Source organism: Pseudomonas sp. nanlin1 (genome assembly GCF_045571515.1).
Taxonomy (GTDB): Bacteria; Pseudomonadota; Gammaproteobacteria; order Pseudomonadales; family Pseudomonadaceae; genus Aquipseudomonas.
On sequence record NZ_CP124218.1, the window covers coordinates 2822873 to 2838221 of the forward strand.

Consider the following 15349-nt stretch of genomic DNA (forward strand, 5'->3'; position numbering starts at 1 on the left):
CCGCCAATGGCGGGGCGCGTCCATGCGCCATGAGCGGCCTAGCGTGGCGACTGCTCAGTGGCCTGGGTACCGTTCATAGAGGCCAAAGCCCGGTCGGCCAGCTCGCGGGTCTGGTTGGACGCCTCTCGGTTGCGCAGCGCCATGGCGGCCAGCAGAGCCTCAATCACCGTCATGGTCGGGCCCAAGGAGTTACCCAGCACTGGGTGGTGCGTGGGGGCGAACAAGGTTTGCTGGGCGATATGGGACAGGGCGGCGGCCGGCGAGTCAGTCAAAGCCAGCACGCAGGCGCCACGTTCCAGGGCGAACTTAGCCAGCCGGACACTTTCGGCATCGTAAGGCGGCAGGGAAATCGCCAGAAACACATCCTGGCTCGCTAGGCCGGCCATGCGAAACGCCGTGCTTTCGGCGCAGCCATTGGTATTGACCGCCGAGGCATTATGGCAATGGGGCAGTAGGCCGTCAGCAAGGATGTGGGCCAGGTTATAGCCCGCGCCAAAGCCACTGATGTAGATGTGCCGAGCGCCTGCCAGGCAGTCCACCATCAGGCTGAAGGTGTCTGGCGGGTTCAGCTCATTGACCAATTCGAGGTTGCCTACCGTGACGCGTAACTGTTGCTCCAGGCTGAACCCTCCGTCGGGGCACTGGTGCAGCTCGTGGCCGACTTGCTCGGATGCCAGTAAGAACTCAGTGACGTGGGACACCAGGGCGCCACGTAGACCAGTGAAGCCCCCTAGACCTAGCTGATTGCCCAGTCGATTCACCGCCGCGGTGGAGGTCTTGGTCGCTACGGCCAGCTCGTTGATACTCATAAGCGCAGTTTTGAGCGGATGACGCAAAATGTACTCGGCGACCTTGCCCGGCGCACGGGTCAGGTGAGCGTTCAGGTTAGTGAGGTCGTGCATCAAGGGCACGTCGTAGATGGAGCTTCCGGTCAGTTTTGGCATGGTGTAGCCGTCCTTTATGGCGGGTAAGCGAACTTCCAGGTAAACAATATAATACAATATTTACGAATTGGATCCTTAAATTTGAACTTTTGGATCCTGGCTCACCTCACCCTGTTTTTTTCCTCTATCCACTGCGCCATGTACTGAGTGCTTTTATGGTGATGATGGCGGAGCAATTGCCCGGTTATGTTGACCCGCCTGTGCGAGTCCAGCACCTGCAACAGCCTGTCCACGTGATCGAGCAAAGCGCTGGCGTGGTGTGCACTTTCATAACGGGCGGACAGCAGTTGATAGCCCAAACGCTGGGCGTCGTGCCATTGAGTTTCGTTTTGATACAGCTTGGTGGCGGCCTCCGCCAGTGCTTCAGCACTGGTAGCCACCGCGCCGGGCCAAGGCCAGTGGCCATGCATCCCTTCGGCGCCAATCGGCGTGGTGACACTGGGCGTGCCGCATTGCATCGCATCGACCAATTTGCCTTTGATGCCTGCGCCGAACCGCAGGGGCGCCAAGGCCAGACGGGCACTGCGCATCACCTGCAAGGCATCGGGGGCCCAGCCCTTGACCAAAAACCCTTCAGCCGTATTGTGCAGGGCGGTGGCCTTGGGCGGGGTGTAGGCCCCATAGATGTGTAATTGCACCCTGGGCAACCGCGCGCGGATGCGCGGCCACACCGCTTGTTTGAGCCAGAGCACGGCATCCCAATTGGGCGCATGGCGGAAATTACCGATGCTGAGCATGTGTTCGCGCTGGTTAAACTCTGGTCCACCGGCCTCAGCGCTGTTCACCAGCAAAGGGCACCAGTGCAACAGTGCGGCAGGCACGTTGAACTGGCGTTGCAACCAGTCGATTTCTACCTCTGAAATAACCAAACTCAAGTCACTGCGGTAGATCGCCGCCAGCTCGCGCAAGCACAGATCGGTTTGCGCCACATCAGTGAGTGCCTGTGCCTGTGCTGCGTTGAACCAGGGGCTGAAGTCGTCTCCGGCGTGGGTCTTGAGGTGCGTTTTGAATAAGCTCTCGCGCGCGCCACGCAGGCATTGTAGGTCCGAGGTTTCCAGTACGCGCAGGGCAGTGGGGCAGTGTTTTTCGACGCGCCAACCGAACTGCTCTTCCATCATAAAGCGGTCAAACAACACCACGTGGGGGTTCAGGCCCTTGATGAAGAGGTCGAAGCTGCTGTTGTTCAACTCGATGGCTTGTTCGGCAATACCCAGTGCGGCCAGGTCAGCTTTGTGCTCGCCGACACCCGCTGGGCTGGCGAAAGTAATCGACCAGCCCTGGGCCACAAATGCCTGGAGCAGTTGCATCATATGCCCACCCGCTGCCGAGGAACGCGGCTCCGGCCATACATAGCCGATTGCGAGAAGGTTTTTTTTATCTTGCATTTCAGTAGTTTCCGTAACGTACTTAATGTTTATTGGGAATTACTGAGAGGCCAGTTGGCGAGGCTGTCAGGGCGCCATACCCCCCAGCATAGAGACGGCGAGTAACGCCGCCAGGCCCATTAGCCATTCCAGGCCGACGCTGATTTTCAAGCGTTGTACATCCCAATCGGGGTCACCCAGGGAGCGGCGATTGAACAGCGCCAGGCCAAGCATCGCCAGCACCAGCAGTGCCTTGATGTTCAACACGGTGGCGAAGCCCGACATGCCGGGCGAAGGCCACAAAGTGCCGGTCAGGGCACGCACGTTGATCAGCCCGGTAACCGCCACACCGGCCACCAGCCAGAGCCCCAAGTTGCCGAAGCGGCGCAGGAGTTGGCGCAGGTCTTCGCCGTTGGGCCTGGCCATGACGAACAACAGCGCCAGCAGCCCCCCCAGCCAGGCCCCTACGCACAGCAAATGCACCAATTGGTTGATGACCATCACTTGGCCGAGCAGGCCTTCGAATAGGCTGCCATGGCCAATTGGCGCCAGGGTCGCCACCGCCAGGGCGCTCAGGGGGCGCGCAACTACCCGCGTGCGCGCGCCTGGAATGCGCAGGCAAACCAGCAGGCCCACGCACAGCAACAGGTGCAGTGCCCAGACCTTGCCGAAGAAGGTTTGCGTGAGCACCCGGCTCAAAGCTGCCGTATCCAGGCTGCCGACCATGTCGGCGGTGGTCAGCAGCAACCAGCCAACCCCACTGATTAACCCAAGGCCTGCCACCAGACACAGCAGAGGGTCGAATAGATTACGCAAGCGCGCTTGCTGGCCGGGGTGGGCCAGCAGCAGGGGCCGCAGCAGACTCACACCGAACACCAGCAACAATGACGTGAAATGAATGAATTTAACAATAGCTAATAAAATCATTAGCTTATTGCCTGACGTTAAAGCGATAGGTGCCTTTTACCGTGTGGGTGTCTTTCGATACCACCCGCCATTGCACTTGGTATTCACCTGGTGCCAATGGCTTTGCGGTTTTCACCAGCAAGGTCTTGTTGTCGTCCTCAGCCAGGCCCAGTACCACCGGGCCCACGGCTGCACCGTCAACGCGCAGCAGTTGCACCTGGCTGACGGAAACTTCGAGCGCTTCCGAAAAACTCATGCGCAACTCGTTGGTGGGCGCCACGCTGCTGTCGGCGGCTGGAACCAGGGTTTTCAGGTGGGTATGGGCCAGCGCCGAGGCGCTGCTGAACAGGCCCAGGCACACGGCGACTGTAGCTAGAAGGTTTTTCAGGTTCATTGGAGGTGCTCCGCGCAGGGGTCAGGAAAGTTTAACGGGCAATGGCTGCACTCAGCCACAGCACCAGCAGTACGTTGAGAGCCGCCAGGGCGATCAGCACGGCAAAGGTGGCGCTGGCGCCGAAATGACTTTGCAGGTAACCCCCTAACAGTGGCGTGATGGCTTGTGCGAGCAACGTCGGCCGGGCGATCAGGCCCAGCACTTGGGGGTACAGCCGGCTACCGAACAGCGCCAGGGGCAGGGTGCCGCGAACGATTGAGCGAAGGCCGCTGCCGGTGCCATAAACGATCAGCCCGATGGCGGCGTACAGTGGTTCGAACCAGGTTAGAGCCAGGCCCAGGGTGACCATCAGTGCCGAGCCCAGGGTGCTCCAGATCGGGTGTGCCTGGCGCCCTACAACCACTTCCAGCACCCGTGCCGCGACCTGGCTAGGGCCGATCAGCGCGGCCACCGCCAATGCCGCGACCAAGGACAGGCCCAGCTCTTGCAGCAAGCTGATCAACTGCACCGAAATACTGGTAAAAATGATCGCCGCCAGGGTGAAGCTGGCGGTCAGCAGCCAGAATACTTTGCCTTCGGGGATGGCGGCGGGCGGCTCGCTTGGCGAGTCTGACGCAACAGCGGCGGGTACGTGCCTGGGCAAGGTGAATAGGTAAATCGGCAGCACACTGGCCAGCAACGTCGCGCTGTAGGCGACACAGGCCCCACGCCAGCCCAGGTGCTCGACCAATAGGGCGATGTACGGCCAAACCAGGCTGGTGCAGAACCCCGAGACCAGCGTGACCTGGGTGATCGCCCTGCGCGCGTTCTGCCCGTATAGGGTGCCCAAGGTGGCGAACAGGGCGTCGTACAGCCCCGCGGCCATGCCTGCGCCAATCACCAGCCAGGACAGTACGAACCAAGGCAAATTAGGCGCCGCGGCGAGCAAGAGTAACCCGCCGGGCAATACCAGGGCGCTGGCCAGCAGCATCTGCCGGCCCCCATGCAGGGCGATACGCCGCCCCACCCACGGGGCCAGCAGCCCAGAGGTGAGGATGCCCAGGGACAGCGCACCGTACACCCATGGCTGGCCCCAGCCGGTGTCCTGGACCACGGCCGTGGCTAATACGGCGGTCAGGTAGAACGAGCCGCCCCAGGCAATGATCTGGGCAAAACCGAGCAGGCTTGAGTGCAGCAATGAGGGAGCAGCGGCGGTCACGACAGGTCTCGGACGGGGGCAAGCCGGGGAGGATAGCAAGTTTTGCCGACCGCAGCCGAGTAAGGGGGCAAGGTGTGTCGCTCGCAGCTCAAGGCCTGGCGCTGTAACATAGCGCGCTTTTAACCCCACAGCAGGACCCCAGGTTTGACCGATCTGCACAACCCCCTCGTCCAGTACCTCGCTCGGCTGATGCCTTCCAGCCGCCTGACCATGCACTACGTGCTGCAAGACGCCGCCGACCGTTTGGGGTTCGCCGACACCGATATTCGCGAGGTGCCCTGGCACGCCCTGGAGCCGGGGCATATCACCGGCCTGGTGAGCGCGCTGCGCGAAGACGGCTATGCGCCCAATACTTCGTCCTTGTACGTGAATGCGATTCGTGGGGTGATGAACGAGGCCTGGCGCTTGAGCTTGATCAGCCACGACCAGTTGTTGAAGATGCGCTCGGTCAAAGCCGCGCAGGGCACACGGTTGGGCAATGGGCGTAATCTGCGCCGCTCGCTGATTCGCGAGCTGATGGCGGTCTGTGCGGCCGATCCAAGGCCTCAGGGCCTGCGCGATGCAGCGGTGATTGCCATTTTGTATGGCACGGGCATGCGCAAGTCTGAGTCAGTTAACCTGGAACTGGCCCAGGTTGACCCGGCTGAACGCAGCCTGCGGGTCATGGGCAAGGGCGACAAGGAGCTGATCAAGTACGCCCCGGCCTGGGCCTTCGCCAAACTCGACGCCTGGCTGGCGTTTCGCCGGGAGCAGTTACCCGCTGGGGCCGAAGACGACCCGTTTCTGTTCAATCGCATCCGCCGCGGCAGCCACATCACCCGTGAGCGCATCACCAAGCACGCGATCTACTACATCGCCCGCCAGCGCGGTGAGCAGGTGGGGGTCAAGATCATGCCCCATGATTTTCGCCGGTCATTTATCACTCGGGTGATTGAAGACCACGACCTGTCGATTGCGCAAAAACTGGCCCACCATAGCAACATCCAGACCACAGCAAGCTACGACATGCGCGACGACAACGAACGCCGCCGCGCTGTGGAGCGCTTCGAACTGTAAAAGATCAGGGCCCAGTGGCCCTGGCCTTTACACCACCAACGACAGCAGCATGATGAAGATGATGCCGACCACCGAGAGGATAGTCTCCATCATGCTCCAGGTTTTGAAGGTTTCTGCCACGGTCATATTGAAGTACTGCTTCACCAACCAGAAACCGGCATCGTTCACGTGGGACAGAATCAACGACCCGGCCCCAGTGGCCAATACCAGCAACTCACGGTTGACCCCGGGCACCAGGCCCACCACCGGAGCGACAATGCCGGCGCCGGTGATGGTAGCCACGGTGGCGGAGCCGGTGGCGATACGAATCACTGCGGCCACCAGCCAGGCCAACAGGATCGGCGAAATTTCCGCCTGCACGGCCATCTGACCGATAACGTTACCCACGCCCGTGTCCACGAGCATCTGCTTGAAGCCACCGCCAGCGCCTACGATCAGCACGATGGCTGCCACCGGCGCGAGGCTTTGGTCGAGCAGTTTCATGATGTGCTGGCGGGAAAAACCCCGGGCCGAACCAAAGGTGTAGAACGCCAGCAGCAAGGCGGCGAGGAGGGCAGTGATGGGGTGGCCGATCAGGTCCATCCATTGGCGGAAGCTGTTTTCCGCCGGGAAGGCGACGTCGGCGAAGGTTTTCAGCAGCATCAAGAACACTGGCAATAGCACGGTGATCAAGGTGATGGCGAAGCTGGGCAGGTTTTCGTGGGTCGCTTCCTTGGCGATCTGCTCCATCAGCTCCTTGGAAGGAGTGCCCGGGATGTACTTGGAAATGAAGTTGCCGAACAGCGGGCCGGCGATGATGGCGGTGGGCAGCGCGACGATCAGGCCATAAAAAATGGTCTTGCCGATGTCAGCGCCGAACACCCCGATGGCCAGCAGCGGCCCCGGGTGCGGCGGCACCAGACCATGCACTACCGAGAGGCCAGCCAGCAGCGGAATGCCGATCTTGACCAGGGACACGCCAGAGCGGCGGGCCACGATAAACACCAGCGGGATAAGCAGCACGAAGCCGATTTCGAAGAACAGTGGGATGCCCACCAGAAACGCCGAGAACATCATGGCCCAGTGCACATTGCGAATGCCAAAGCGCTTGATCAGGGTTTGCGCAATTTGGTCGGCGCCCCCCGAGTCAGCCATCAGCTTGCCGAGCATGGTCCCCAGACCCAGGACAATACCGACAAAGCCCAGCACGCCGCCGAAGCCGTCCTGGAACGATTTCATCACCTTGACCACGGGCATGCCCGAAGTCAGCCCGAGAAAACCGGCTGCCAGGGTCAGGGCCACGAAGGGGTGAACTTTGAAGTGGGTGATCAGCAGAATAAGCCCGATGATCGTCACTAATGCGTCGAGTAGCAAAAAGGTGTCTGTAGCTAAACCCAGCATGGTGTAAGCCTCATGTTGTCGTTGTTGTGGGCACAGCGTGTGCGGTGAAACAGGTCAAGATAGCGCTGTCTTTTCCAGGCATACCTGCGTTGGCGTACTAGGCCAGCGTAGACGCCCCTTGAAGCTTGAGCCAGCTATCCACTTCTTCAGCCAGCTGACCGATCGGCGCCGCGGCATCCAGGGTCAGGGTCAGCGCCTCACCGGTGGGCGGTTCGAGGGTGGCGAATTGGCTGTCGATCAGGCTGGCGGGCATAAAGTGGCCGGGGCGGTTGGCGACCCGCCTGGCGGCTTCTTCCCGGGTCAGCTCCAGGAATATGAAGCCCAGGCCGGGGACGGCCGCGCGTAGCTTGTCGCGGTAGGCCCGTTTGAGGGCCGAGCAGGTCAGCACTGCGCGCTCATCTTCAGCGATGCAAGCTTGCATCTCGACGCCCAGGCGCTCCAGCCAACCGGCTCGGTCGTGGTCATCGAGGGGAATGCCAGCGCTCATTTTTTCGATGTTGGCGGCGGGGTGAAAGGCGTCGCCTTCAATCAGGCGGCCGCCGCTCTTGAACGCGATCTGGGCGCCGACGCTGCTTTTACCGCAGCCAGAAACACCCATCACGACGAGGGCTGAAAGGGGGGCATTCATCAGTCACTCCTGCTGGCCTACAGCGCGGCGATACCAGAAGGGCTGGAGGTCGCGGCTGGGCCTTCAATCTTATTGATTTTGTCGAAACGCATTGGTGCAGTCGAAAGCGCTAGGCTGGGCAATTGGAGATTGCCGCCAGGCCGAGACAGCGCTACCTTATTCCCCAATTCCTACACATTGCAAGCAGATAAAAACAATAAATATGGCCAAAATCGCTAATCGGGCTACAGGGCGTCCTACGCTGGCAGAGGTCGCCGAACTGGCCGGAGTTTCCCCCATTACTGCGTCGCGGGCCTTGCGCAGCGTGGCTTCGGTCGACCCTGAGCGGGCTCGCCGGGTGCACGCCGCGGCCCAGTCGCTGGGCTACGTGGTAAACACGGCGGCACGGGCTTTGGCGTCACGCCACAGCCAGTCCGTGGTGGTGCTGATCCCCTCGCTGTCCAACCAACTGTTCATCGAAACCCTGGAAGCGATCCACGCGGTGATGCGCCCGCGCGGGCTGGAAGTATTGATCGGCAATTATCACTACGACATCGACGAAGAAGAAAACCTGATCCGCAACTATCTGGCTTACCAGCCACGCGGCCTGCTGCTGACCGGGTTCGACCGCAGCGAAGGCTCCCGGCAGTTGCTGGCCGCCAGTGGCTTGCCCTGCGTGCACATGATGGAGCTGGACCATTCCCCGGGCGTCAGTGCGGTGGGGTTCTCGCAGCGCCAGGCGGGCCTGGCGGCGGCGCGGCATTTGTTGGCTGGCGGGCGCAAGCGCTTGGCTTACATCGCCGCCCAGCTCGACCCCCGCGCCCTGCAGCGCGGCGCCGGCTTTCGCGAAGCGCTGGTGCAAGCAGGGCTGCACGACCCTGCACTGGAAATCATGGCGCCGGTGCCGTCCAGCATCGGCCTGGGGGGTGAGTTATTCACCGAGCTCCTGCGCAAGCACCCCGAGGTCGACGGGATCTTCTTCTGCAACGACGACCTGGCCCAAGGCGCGATCCTCGAAGCGTCACGCCAGGCTATCGCCATACCTCAACGCGTGGCGATGGTGGGCTTCAATGACCTGCCGGCGTCGGCGCACCTGGTGCCGCGCTTGACCTCCATACGCACGCCGCGCGCCGCCATTGGCACGCGCGCCGCTCATATGTTGCTGGAACGCATGGATGGCAAGCCGTGTAACCAAGAGGTGCACGACTTGGGCTTTGAACTGGTGGTGCGCGAGAGCAGCGGCTGAAGCCTGCGCGGCGGGCGGCGGTCGGCGGGGGGGGGGCGAAAAAGATCGGGGGCAAGCCCCCTCCTACGACATCATCAACCATGCTGTAGTAGGGGGCTTGCCCCCGATCTTTTTTCCCCCTATTGGCGCGGGGTATCCAGTGCCGGGCTCCACACGCCATGGGCGCAGCGCGGGCAGTCGTGGTCTGGTGCAGCGGCCGAGCGTTGCAACGCCCCGCAGCGCTCGCAGGCGTACACCCCGATGCTGGCAGGCGTGCGGCACTCGGCGGGCAAGATCGACAGCCCTGGCTTGACCTGCTCGCGGTCGAAGAAGTATAGGCTGACGTCGCCGTTGACCTCCAGAATGCCCAGGCGCACCTGGCCCAAATGTTCGACGCCACGCAGGCGCAGCTCCATCAAAAATTCGGCGTGGGTAATGTTGTTTTTTTCCAGGGTTTCGATTTCGAAGCGGCCATCGCGAATGATCAACGCCGGTTTGCCCTCCAGCCATTCGCCAAAGCGCGTGCTGCGCTCAGTGAGGAAGGTCGTCAGGCGATACAGGCTGATCATGGCGAGAAACACCATCAGCACCGGCAGAATGGGCACATCGTCGTAGAAGGTGACGTCGCCGGCCGCCGAACCCAAGGTGAGGATCACCACCAGTTCGAACAATGACAACTGGCGCACGCCCCGGCGACCGGCGATTTTCAGAAAGATAAACACAACGCTGTAGGCCAGCACTGTGCGAGCCGCGACTTCCCCTAAAAAGCCCAGGGAGACGTCATTTAACAGCATTCGCTGCCAATCGAAAGGGGTCATGCACAGGCCTGCTCAGGTAAGGGGGTGGAGACCAACGCCCCCTTGGGCACCGCGCAGGCCACGGGGTTCCGTCAGGCTGGCATGGCCCAGGGCTGAAGCTGGTAGCCGTCCTGGCTCAGTTTGGCCCTGACGGTTTCGATGACATGGCTCAGTTGCGCGGGGTCGCTGTAGATCCCGCATGGGATCTGCTCACTGCCAATGCGCGTGCTGGTGCGGTCCAACACTGAAAGGGTGAGTTCACCATTGCCATTCAACACTTCCCAGGCGACGCATTGGAAAGGTTTGAAAGCATGGCCTGCAATCAGAAGTGCTTCATTGACACGCAGCGGCGCGTTCATGGGGGTCGTTCTCTCTGTGAGCCCAAACAAATATTCGCCGTGGCCAGAAGTGGCAGGGCGGTTATCAGTACTGATGCCTGAAGACCGCCACCAAGTCACAGCGCCGCGCAAATAATCTTCGCAGCCTGGCGGTTGGCGTTACAGGCCCGGGTATCAGAAAGCCTCGAAAAAGAATAATTCCCAGGTTTACCAGGGGTTTAGGCATATCCCTGACAAACGGTTAAAGATTAGTGTCAATTTAATTGCTACTGTAAGCAACAGGCGTTCCAAGCCTCTGTTTATCCGGCCTTTTTACTATTTTTGACGCCAAGGATTGATCATGCTCGAAGTCGTACCCAACCGTCGCTTATTGATGGTCGATCCCTGTGATCACTGCCACGACTTGCTGCCAGCCCTGCGCAGAGTGGGCTGGGACGTGGACAGCTGCAATTTTGACAGCGCCTCGGCACGGTCTGGCGACGTAGGTTTGTTGCGCTTACAACCTGAACACCTGGAAAACCCGGAAAGCCTCAAGGGTTTGATCAGTCGCAGTGATATCGAATGGATTGCCGTGCTCACCCCCGAGGTGCTGCGTCAGAAAAACGTCGATGACTTCGTCAGCCAATGGTTCTTCGATTTCCACACCCTACCGCTCGACATGCCGCGCATGCAGCTGGCGCTAGGCCGGGCCCTGGGCGTTAAACACCCGCCGCGCCCCGCAACTGGCCAGGACGACGCGCCGCATCACCACCTGCTGGGCGATAGCCGACCCGTCCGGGAGCTGGTCAAATTGCTGGGTAAGCTGGCGCCTACTGAGTCGCCGGTACTGATCCGCGGTGAAAACGGTACGGGTAAAGAGTTGGTCGCGCGCACTCTGCATCGCCAGTCGTTGCGCCATGCCGGGCCGTTTATCTCACTCAATTGCGGCGCGGTGGCCGATCACCTGATCCAGTCGGAACTGTTTGGCCATGAACAAGGTGCCTTTCCCGGTGCGCTTCACCCTAAGGTCGGTCGGCTGGAAGCGGCCCATGGCGGCACGCTGTTTCTTGAAGAGATCGCCGCGCTGCCACTCACCGTGCAAGCCAGCCTGCTGCGTTTTTTGCAGGGCAAGCAGATCGAGCGCAGTGGCAGCGATCGCGCCATTCCCCTGGATGTCAGGGTGTTGGCCGCCACCGATGTCGATCTTGAGGCCGCCGTGGCCCAGGGGCGTTTTCGCGAAGACCTGTTCTACCGCCTCAATGTCTTGGAGGTGACCAGTGTGCCCCTGCGTGAGCGCTACGGTGACCTACCGCTGCTGGCCAACCACTTTGCACAGCTCTACAGCAGCGATAGCGGCCGGCGGCCACGGACCTTCAGTGAGCGAGCGCTGGTCAGCATGGGCAAACACGATTGGCCAGGCAACGTGCGTGAGCTCTCGAACCGCGTACGCCGCGCGCTGGTTTTGGCCGAAGGCCGGCAAATCGATGCCGCTGACCTAGGCCTGGCCAACCTGCCGGAAGAAGAAACCCCCATGGGCACCCTCGACGACTACAAGCACCGCGCCGAACGCCAGGCCTTGAGTGATGTACTGGTGCGCCATAGCGACAACCTGAGCATGGCGGCTAGAGTGTTGGGGGTTTCCCGGCCGACTTTTTATCGGCTGTTGCACAAGCACCAGATCCGCTAAGCCTCACGCTTCAAGCAGGTGCTCTACCTGCTTGAAGGCCTCGGCTAGGCGAGCCTCCCAGCTGCCGCTAAGCACGGCGTAAGGCTGGTGCTGTTGGCGCAGCCAGTTTTCGCTGGCGCTAAAAAAGGCTTCGCGCTCCTCGAGCAGGGGCTGGCAGCGCTGCCCATCGGCCTGCCAGGGCATGCCGTGGGGCGAAAGCAGTAAGTGCAAGTCGTAGTGCCGACTCTGCAGGGCCTCTAGCAACCAGGCTGGGCTCTGCCCAAACAGCGTGGTACTCCACAGGTGGTTGCTCAATAGATGGGTGTCGAGCACCAGTAGCCGGGGCAGGGCGGCCCGTGCGCTATCCTCGGCAGCCAGTTGCCCGCGGGCGATGGCCGGTATATCGGCCAGGCAGGTGTCGCGCTGCTGTTGCTCGATGAACTTACGCACGTACTCATGCACCACGTGGGCGCCGAACTGTGCCGCCAAGGCCTGGGCCAGGCAGCTCTTGCCGGTCGATTCCGGCCCGCACAGCACCAGCACTTTCATCGCGCGACGGCCAGGTCACGCTGCCAGGCTCGCCAGCCCTGTACCGCGAGCAAGGTGAACAGGGCATAGAGGGCGGCGGTGAGGTAGAGGTCTTTATAAAGGAACAGCCCGACGAAAATCACATCCAGCACTAACCACAACGGCCAGCACTGCACGCGCTTCTGCGCCATCCACACCTGTGCCACCAGGCTGAACCCGGTTAACGCGGCGTCGAGCCAGGGCTGGGCGGCATCGGTCCAGTGGGCCATGGCCGCGCCGAGTGCGAGGCTAACGAGCGCCCCCAGGGCCAGGCTCGCCAGCAATGGGCCAGGGGCCAGCCAGCTGACTGCCCGGGCCGGCCGCGCGCTGCCAGGGCGGGTCCATTGCCACCAGCCATACACCTGCAGTGCGGCATAGACCACCTGCAAGAGCATGTCGGAATAGAGTTTGATATCGAAAAATATCCAGGTGTACAACAGCACCATGACCAGCCCGATGGGCCAGCACCAGACGTTTTGCCGAGTCGTCAACCACACCGCGAGCACACCCAGGGACGCGGCGAACAGTTCAAGCATGGACATGGTGGTTCCCCGGTAACACCCAAAGCCGGGCATTGTAACCTCGCCGCGGGGCCCATGGCTGAATGAAACTTTCTTTCAGTGCGGTTTTTACGCCCAGCGGGGCGCGATTTGTAATGGCCACTTCTGGTAGCATGCCGCCGCGCGCGACACTGCAGTCGCGCTAACTATTTCAGGGCCCATGTGGGCACTTCGGGGGAAGTAATGGATGTATGGAGCGCCTTTCAGGCGGTGATTCTGGGGATTGTCGAGGGCTTGACCGAGTTCTTGCCCATTTCCAGCACCGGCCACCAGATCATCGTTGCCGATTTGATCAACTTCGGTGGCGAACGGGCCATGGCGTTCAACATCATTATCCAGCTCGGCGCCATTCTGGCGGTGGTCTGGGAGTTTCGCCGAAAGATTCTCGAAGTGGTCACCGGTTTGCCCACCCAGCGCAACGCTCAGCGCTTCACCATCAACCTGCTGATCGCGTTCTTGCCAGCGGTGGTGTTGGGGGTGATTTTCGCCGACATGATCCACGAGTACCTGTTCAACCCCATCACCGTGGCGATTGCGCTGGTGGTGGGCGGGGTGATCATGCTCTGGGCCGAGCAACGCAACCACGTGATCCGCGTCGAGCAAGTCGATGACATGCACTGGAGCGACGCCCTGAAAGTCGGTATGGCGCAGTGCCTGGCAATGATCCCCGGCACTTCGCGCTCCGGCTCGACCATCATCGGCGGCCTGCTGTTCGGCCTGTCGCGCAAGGCCGCCACCGAGTTCTCGTTCTTCCTGGCCATGCCGACCATGGTGGGCGCGGCGGTGTACTCGGGGTTCAAGTACCGCCACCTGTTTCAGCCAGCGGATTTTCCGGTGTTTGCGATTGGCTTTGTGGTCTCGTTTATCTTCGCCATGATCGCCGTGCGGGGGCTGCTCAAGTTCATTGCCAGCCACAGCTACGCGGTATTCGCCTGGTATCGGATCGTGTTTGGCTTGGTGATTCTGGCCACCTGGCAGTTGGGTTGGATCGACTGGGCCCATGTCCAAGGCTAAGCCTTCAAGCGCCGATGCGCGCCCTGGGCAGGCGCGTTACCTGAAACTCAAGCTGGTGGCCTTTGCCCTGCTGTGTCTACTGCCAGGGTGGGGCTGCGTGCAGTTGGCGCTGTTCGCCAGTGCACCCGCGCCGTTGCTGATCTACCTGGTCGCCAGCGCCGTGGCCTTCGCCCTTTATGGCAGCGACAAACGCCGCGCGCGTCAGGCGCGCCAGCGTACGCCGGAGAAGGTCTTGCACGGCCTGGAACTGTGCGGCGGTTGGCCTGGGGCACTGCTCGCGCAGCAGATGTTGCGCCACAAAACCCGTAAGGTGAGTTTCCAGGTGACCTTCTGGTTGATTGTCGCGGTGCACCAGGCGTTTTGGTTCGACCACCTGGTGTTGAATGGGCGTTATTTCAGCGGCTCTGCTTTCTAGATTCTGTACCTAAAGTAGGTCATCGTGGAACGCCTCGAACGACCCCACCAAATGGTCGATCCAAGCGCGTACCGCTGGCATCACGCCGCGCCGATGGGGGTACACCGCCTGGACGTATCCGCCGGGGGTCGACCACTCGGGCAATAATTGCACTAGGCGGCCATCGAGCAATTCCTGCTGGCAGTTGATCAACGGCAACCATGTAAAGCCCAGGCCCGCCTGCGCGGCGGCCTTGCGCACGACAAAGTCATCGACCCCTAGCCGCGCTGGCATCACCAGCTCACGCCGCGCGCCGCTGGCGTCGCTCAACAGTACGTGGACCAGGCGGTCTGGCTCCAGGGCGCCCAGCGCCGGTAGCGTGAGCAGATCATCGGGGCTGGTAATGCTGCGCTCACCGAGCAGCGCGGGGCTGGCCACCAAAACCACCCGCGCCGGCGCCAGCCGCCGGGTCACCAGCCCCGGGTCCTCGTCCCAGGGCTCGCGCACGCGCAAGGCTACGTCTATGCCTTCAGTGATCAAGTCGACCCGCCGGTTGAGCAGCACCATGTCTAACTGCACCAATGGATAAGCCGCGAGAAAACTGGCGATGATGTCCGGCAACATGTCGTGGGCCATGGTCACCGGGCACGACACCCTGAGCGGCCCCCGAGGTTCGCTGGATAGGCTGGCAACCACCTCGTCGGCCATCTCGGCCTCCAGCAGCATCGCCTGGCAGTGGCGCAGGTAACGCTCGCCCACCGTGGTCAGTTTCAATTGCCGGGTGGTGCGCTGCAGCAGGCGTGCGCCCAGGCGCTCTTCCAGCTCGGCCACGCGCCGAGACAGGCGCGATTTCGGCACCCCCAGCAGGCGCCCAGCGGCGGCAAAACCGCCGGCTTCGATGACCTTGGCAAAATAATAGAGGTCGTTGAGGTCTTGCATAAGCTACACCATTGTCCTATC

General features: G+C 61.6%; 17 protein-coding genes. 5 read left to right on the plus strand and 12 right to left on the minus strand.

From position 1 onward, the window contains the following. Window positions 1-38: 38 nt before the first annotated feature. The 5 genes from QCL65_RS13120 to QCL65_RS13140 form a co-directional block, all read right to left on the minus strand. Window positions 39-944, minus strand: coding sequence for a MurR/RpiR family transcriptional regulator (locus QCL65_RS13120; protein ID WP_407309247.1), 906 nt, complete (start codon window positions 942-944; stop codon window positions 39-41). A gap of 101 nt (window positions 945-1045) precedes the next feature. Continuing rightward, entirely contained in the window at window positions 1046-2329 is a 1284-nt protein-coding gene (locus QCL65_RS13125) for a glycosyltransferase (protein ID WP_407309249.1), read from the minus strand. A 66-nt stretch (window positions 2330-2395) separates the two neighbouring features. Continuing rightward, window positions 2396-3235, minus strand: a complete 840-nt coding sequence (copD, locus tag QCL65_RS13130; protein ID WP_407309251.1) for a copper homeostasis membrane protein CopD — start codon at window positions 3233-3235, stop codon at window positions 2396-2398. 4 nt (window positions 3236-3239) lie between these two features. Beyond that, window positions 3240-3608, minus strand: a complete 369-nt coding sequence (copC, locus tag QCL65_RS13135) for a copper homeostasis periplasmic binding protein CopC (RefSeq protein WP_407309253.1) — start codon at window positions 3606-3608, stop codon at window positions 3240-3242. Between the two features lie 31 nt (window positions 3609-3639). Then, window positions 3640-4806, minus strand: coding sequence for an MFS transporter (locus QCL65_RS13140; protein WP_407309255.1), 1167 nt, complete (start codon window positions 4804-4806; stop codon window positions 3640-3642). Between the two features lie 189 nt (window positions 4807-4995). On the opposite strand from QCL65_RS13140, the gene xerC reads away from it, so the two are divergent. After that, window positions 4996-5862, plus strand: a complete 867-nt coding sequence (xerC, locus tag QCL65_RS13145; protein ID WP_407316836.1) for a tyrosine recombinase XerC — start codon at window positions 4996-4998, stop codon at window positions 5860-5862. A 27-nt stretch (window positions 5863-5889) separates the two neighbouring features. Here the strand turns inward: xerC and QCL65_RS13150 are convergent, their stop codons facing one another. Next, entirely contained in the window at window positions 5890-7242 is a 1353-nt protein-coding gene (locus tag QCL65_RS13150; RefSeq protein WP_407309257.1) for a GntP family permease, read from the minus strand. A 97-nt stretch (window positions 7243-7339) separates the two neighbouring features. Beyond that, complete coding sequence (locus tag QCL65_RS13155; protein WP_407309259.1) at window positions 7340-7870, minus strand: gluconokinase; 531 nt, start codon at window positions 7868-7870, stop codon at window positions 7340-7342. Window positions 7871-8072: 202 nt separating this feature from the next. Between QCL65_RS13155 and QCL65_RS13160 the strand changes: the two genes are divergently transcribed. After that, complete coding sequence (locus QCL65_RS13160) at window positions 8073-9095, plus strand: LacI family DNA-binding transcriptional regulator (RefSeq protein WP_407309261.1); 1023 nt, start codon at window positions 8073-8075, stop codon at window positions 9093-9095. A gap of 119 nt (window positions 9096-9214) precedes the next feature. On the opposite strand, the gene QCL65_RS13165 is transcribed toward QCL65_RS13160, so the two are convergent. Continuing rightward, entirely contained in the window at window positions 9215-9892 is a 678-nt protein-coding gene (locus QCL65_RS13165) for a YetF domain-containing protein (protein WP_407309262.1), read from the minus strand. Window positions 9893-9963: 71 nt separating this feature from the next. Beyond that, window positions 9964-10230 (minus strand): hypothetical protein, encoded by a 267-nt coding sequence (locus QCL65_RS13170; RefSeq protein WP_407309264.1) that lies wholly within the window; start codon window positions 10228-10230, stop codon window positions 9964-9966. A gap of 319 nt (window positions 10231-10549) precedes the next feature. Here QCL65_RS13170 and QCL65_RS13175 point away from each other — a divergent pair, with 319 nt between their 5' ends. Beyond that, a complete protein-coding gene (locus QCL65_RS13175) occupies window positions 10550-11875 on the plus strand; it encodes a sigma 54-interacting transcriptional regulator (protein WP_407309267.1) in 1326 nt (441 codons plus the stop codon). 3 nt (window positions 11876-11878) lie between these two features. On the opposite strand, the gene QCL65_RS13180 is transcribed toward QCL65_RS13175, so the two are convergent. Both QCL65_RS13180 and pnuC read right to left on the minus strand, forming a co-directional pair. Continuing rightward, window positions 11879-12403 (minus strand): AAA family ATPase, encoded by a 525-nt coding sequence (locus QCL65_RS13180; RefSeq protein WP_407309269.1) that lies wholly within the window; start codon window positions 12401-12403, stop codon window positions 11879-11881. Next, a complete protein-coding gene (pnuC, locus tag QCL65_RS13185; protein WP_407309271.1) occupies window positions 12400-12963 on the minus strand; it encodes a nicotinamide riboside transporter PnuC in 564 nt (187 codons plus the stop codon). The genes QCL65_RS13180 and pnuC overlap by 4 nt, the downstream gene beginning before the upstream one ends. A gap of 201 nt (window positions 12964-13164) precedes the next feature. On the opposite strand from pnuC, the gene QCL65_RS13190 reads away from it, so the two are divergent. Both QCL65_RS13190 and QCL65_RS13195 read left to right on the plus strand, forming a co-directional pair. Further along, entirely contained in the window at window positions 13165-13995 is an 831-nt protein-coding gene (locus tag QCL65_RS13190; protein ID WP_407309273.1) for an undecaprenyl-diphosphate phosphatase, read from the plus strand. Next, window positions 13982-14410: a DUF1294 domain-containing protein gene (locus QCL65_RS13195; RefSeq protein WP_407309275.1), complete on the plus strand. Its 429-nt coding sequence runs from the start codon at window positions 13982-13984 to the stop codon at window positions 14408-14410. Before QCL65_RS13190 ends, QCL65_RS13195 begins: the two co-directional genes overlap by 14 nt. Window positions 14411-14419: 9 nt before the next feature. Here QCL65_RS13195 and QCL65_RS13200 read toward each other — a convergent pair whose 3' ends face one another. Next, entirely contained in the window at window positions 14420-15328 is a 909-nt protein-coding gene (locus QCL65_RS13200; RefSeq protein WP_407309277.1) for a LysR substrate-binding domain-containing protein, read from the minus strand. Window positions 15329-15349: the final 21 nt, after the last annotated feature.

Excerpts from the sequence above, each read along its gene's own strand:
- QCL65_RS13120 (WP_407309247.1), bottom strand. The coding sequence starts at position 944 with ATGCCAAAACTGACCGGAAGCTCCATCTACGACGTGCCCTTGATGCAC.
- QCL65_RS13125 (WP_407309249.1), bottom strand. The coding sequence starts at position 2,329 with ATGCAAGATAAAAAAAACCTTCTCGCAATCGGCTATGTATGGCCGGAG.
- copD (WP_407309251.1), bottom strand. The coding sequence starts at position 3,235 with ATGATTTTATTAGCTATTGTTAAATTCATTCATTTCACGTCATTGTTG.
- copC (WP_407309253.1), bottom strand. The coding sequence starts at position 3,608 with ATGAACCTGAAAAACCTTCTAGCTACAGTCGCCGTGTGCCTGGGCCTG.
- xerC (WP_407316836.1), top strand. The coding sequence starts at position 4,996 with ATGCCTTCCAGCCGCCTGACCATGCACTACGTGCTGCAAGACGCCGCC.
- QCL65_RS13150 (WP_407309257.1), bottom strand. The coding sequence starts at position 7,242 with ATGCTGGGTTTAGCTACAGACACCTTTTTGCTACTCGACGCATTAGTG.
- QCL65_RS13155 (WP_407309259.1), bottom strand. The coding sequence starts at position 7,870 with ATGAATGCCCCCCTTTCAGCCCTCGTCGTGATGGGTGTTTCTGGCTGC.
- QCL65_RS13160 (WP_407309261.1), top strand. The coding sequence starts at position 8,073 with ATGGCCAAAATCGCTAATCGGGCTACAGGGCGTCCTACGCTGGCAGAG.
- QCL65_RS13165 (WP_407309262.1), bottom strand. The coding sequence starts at position 9,892 with ATGACCCCTTTCGATTGGCAGCGAATGCTGTTAAATGACGTCTCCCTG.
- QCL65_RS13170 (WP_407309264.1), bottom strand. The coding sequence starts at position 10,230 with ATGAACGCGCCGCTGCGTGTCAATGAAGCACTTCTGATTGCAGGCCAT.
- QCL65_RS13175 (WP_407309267.1), top strand. The coding sequence starts at position 10,550 with ATGCTCGAAGTCGTACCCAACCGTCGCTTATTGATGGTCGATCCCTGT.
- QCL65_RS13180 (WP_407309269.1), bottom strand. The coding sequence starts at position 12,403 with ATGAAAGTGCTGGTGCTGTGCGGGCCGGAATCGACCGGCAAGAGCTGC.
- pnuC (WP_407309271.1), bottom strand. The coding sequence starts at position 12,963 with ATGTCCATGCTTGAACTGTTCGCCGCGTCCCTGGGTGTGCTCGCGGTG.
- QCL65_RS13190 (WP_407309273.1), top strand. The coding sequence starts at position 13,165 with ATGGATGTATGGAGCGCCTTTCAGGCGGTGATTCTGGGGATTGTCGAG.
- QCL65_RS13195 (WP_407309275.1), top strand. The coding sequence starts at position 13,982 with ATGTCCAAGGCTAAGCCTTCAAGCGCCGATGCGCGCCCTGGGCAGGCG.
- QCL65_RS13200 (WP_407309277.1), bottom strand. The coding sequence starts at position 15,328 with ATGCAAGACCTCAACGACCTCTATTATTTTGCCAAGGTCATCGAAGCC.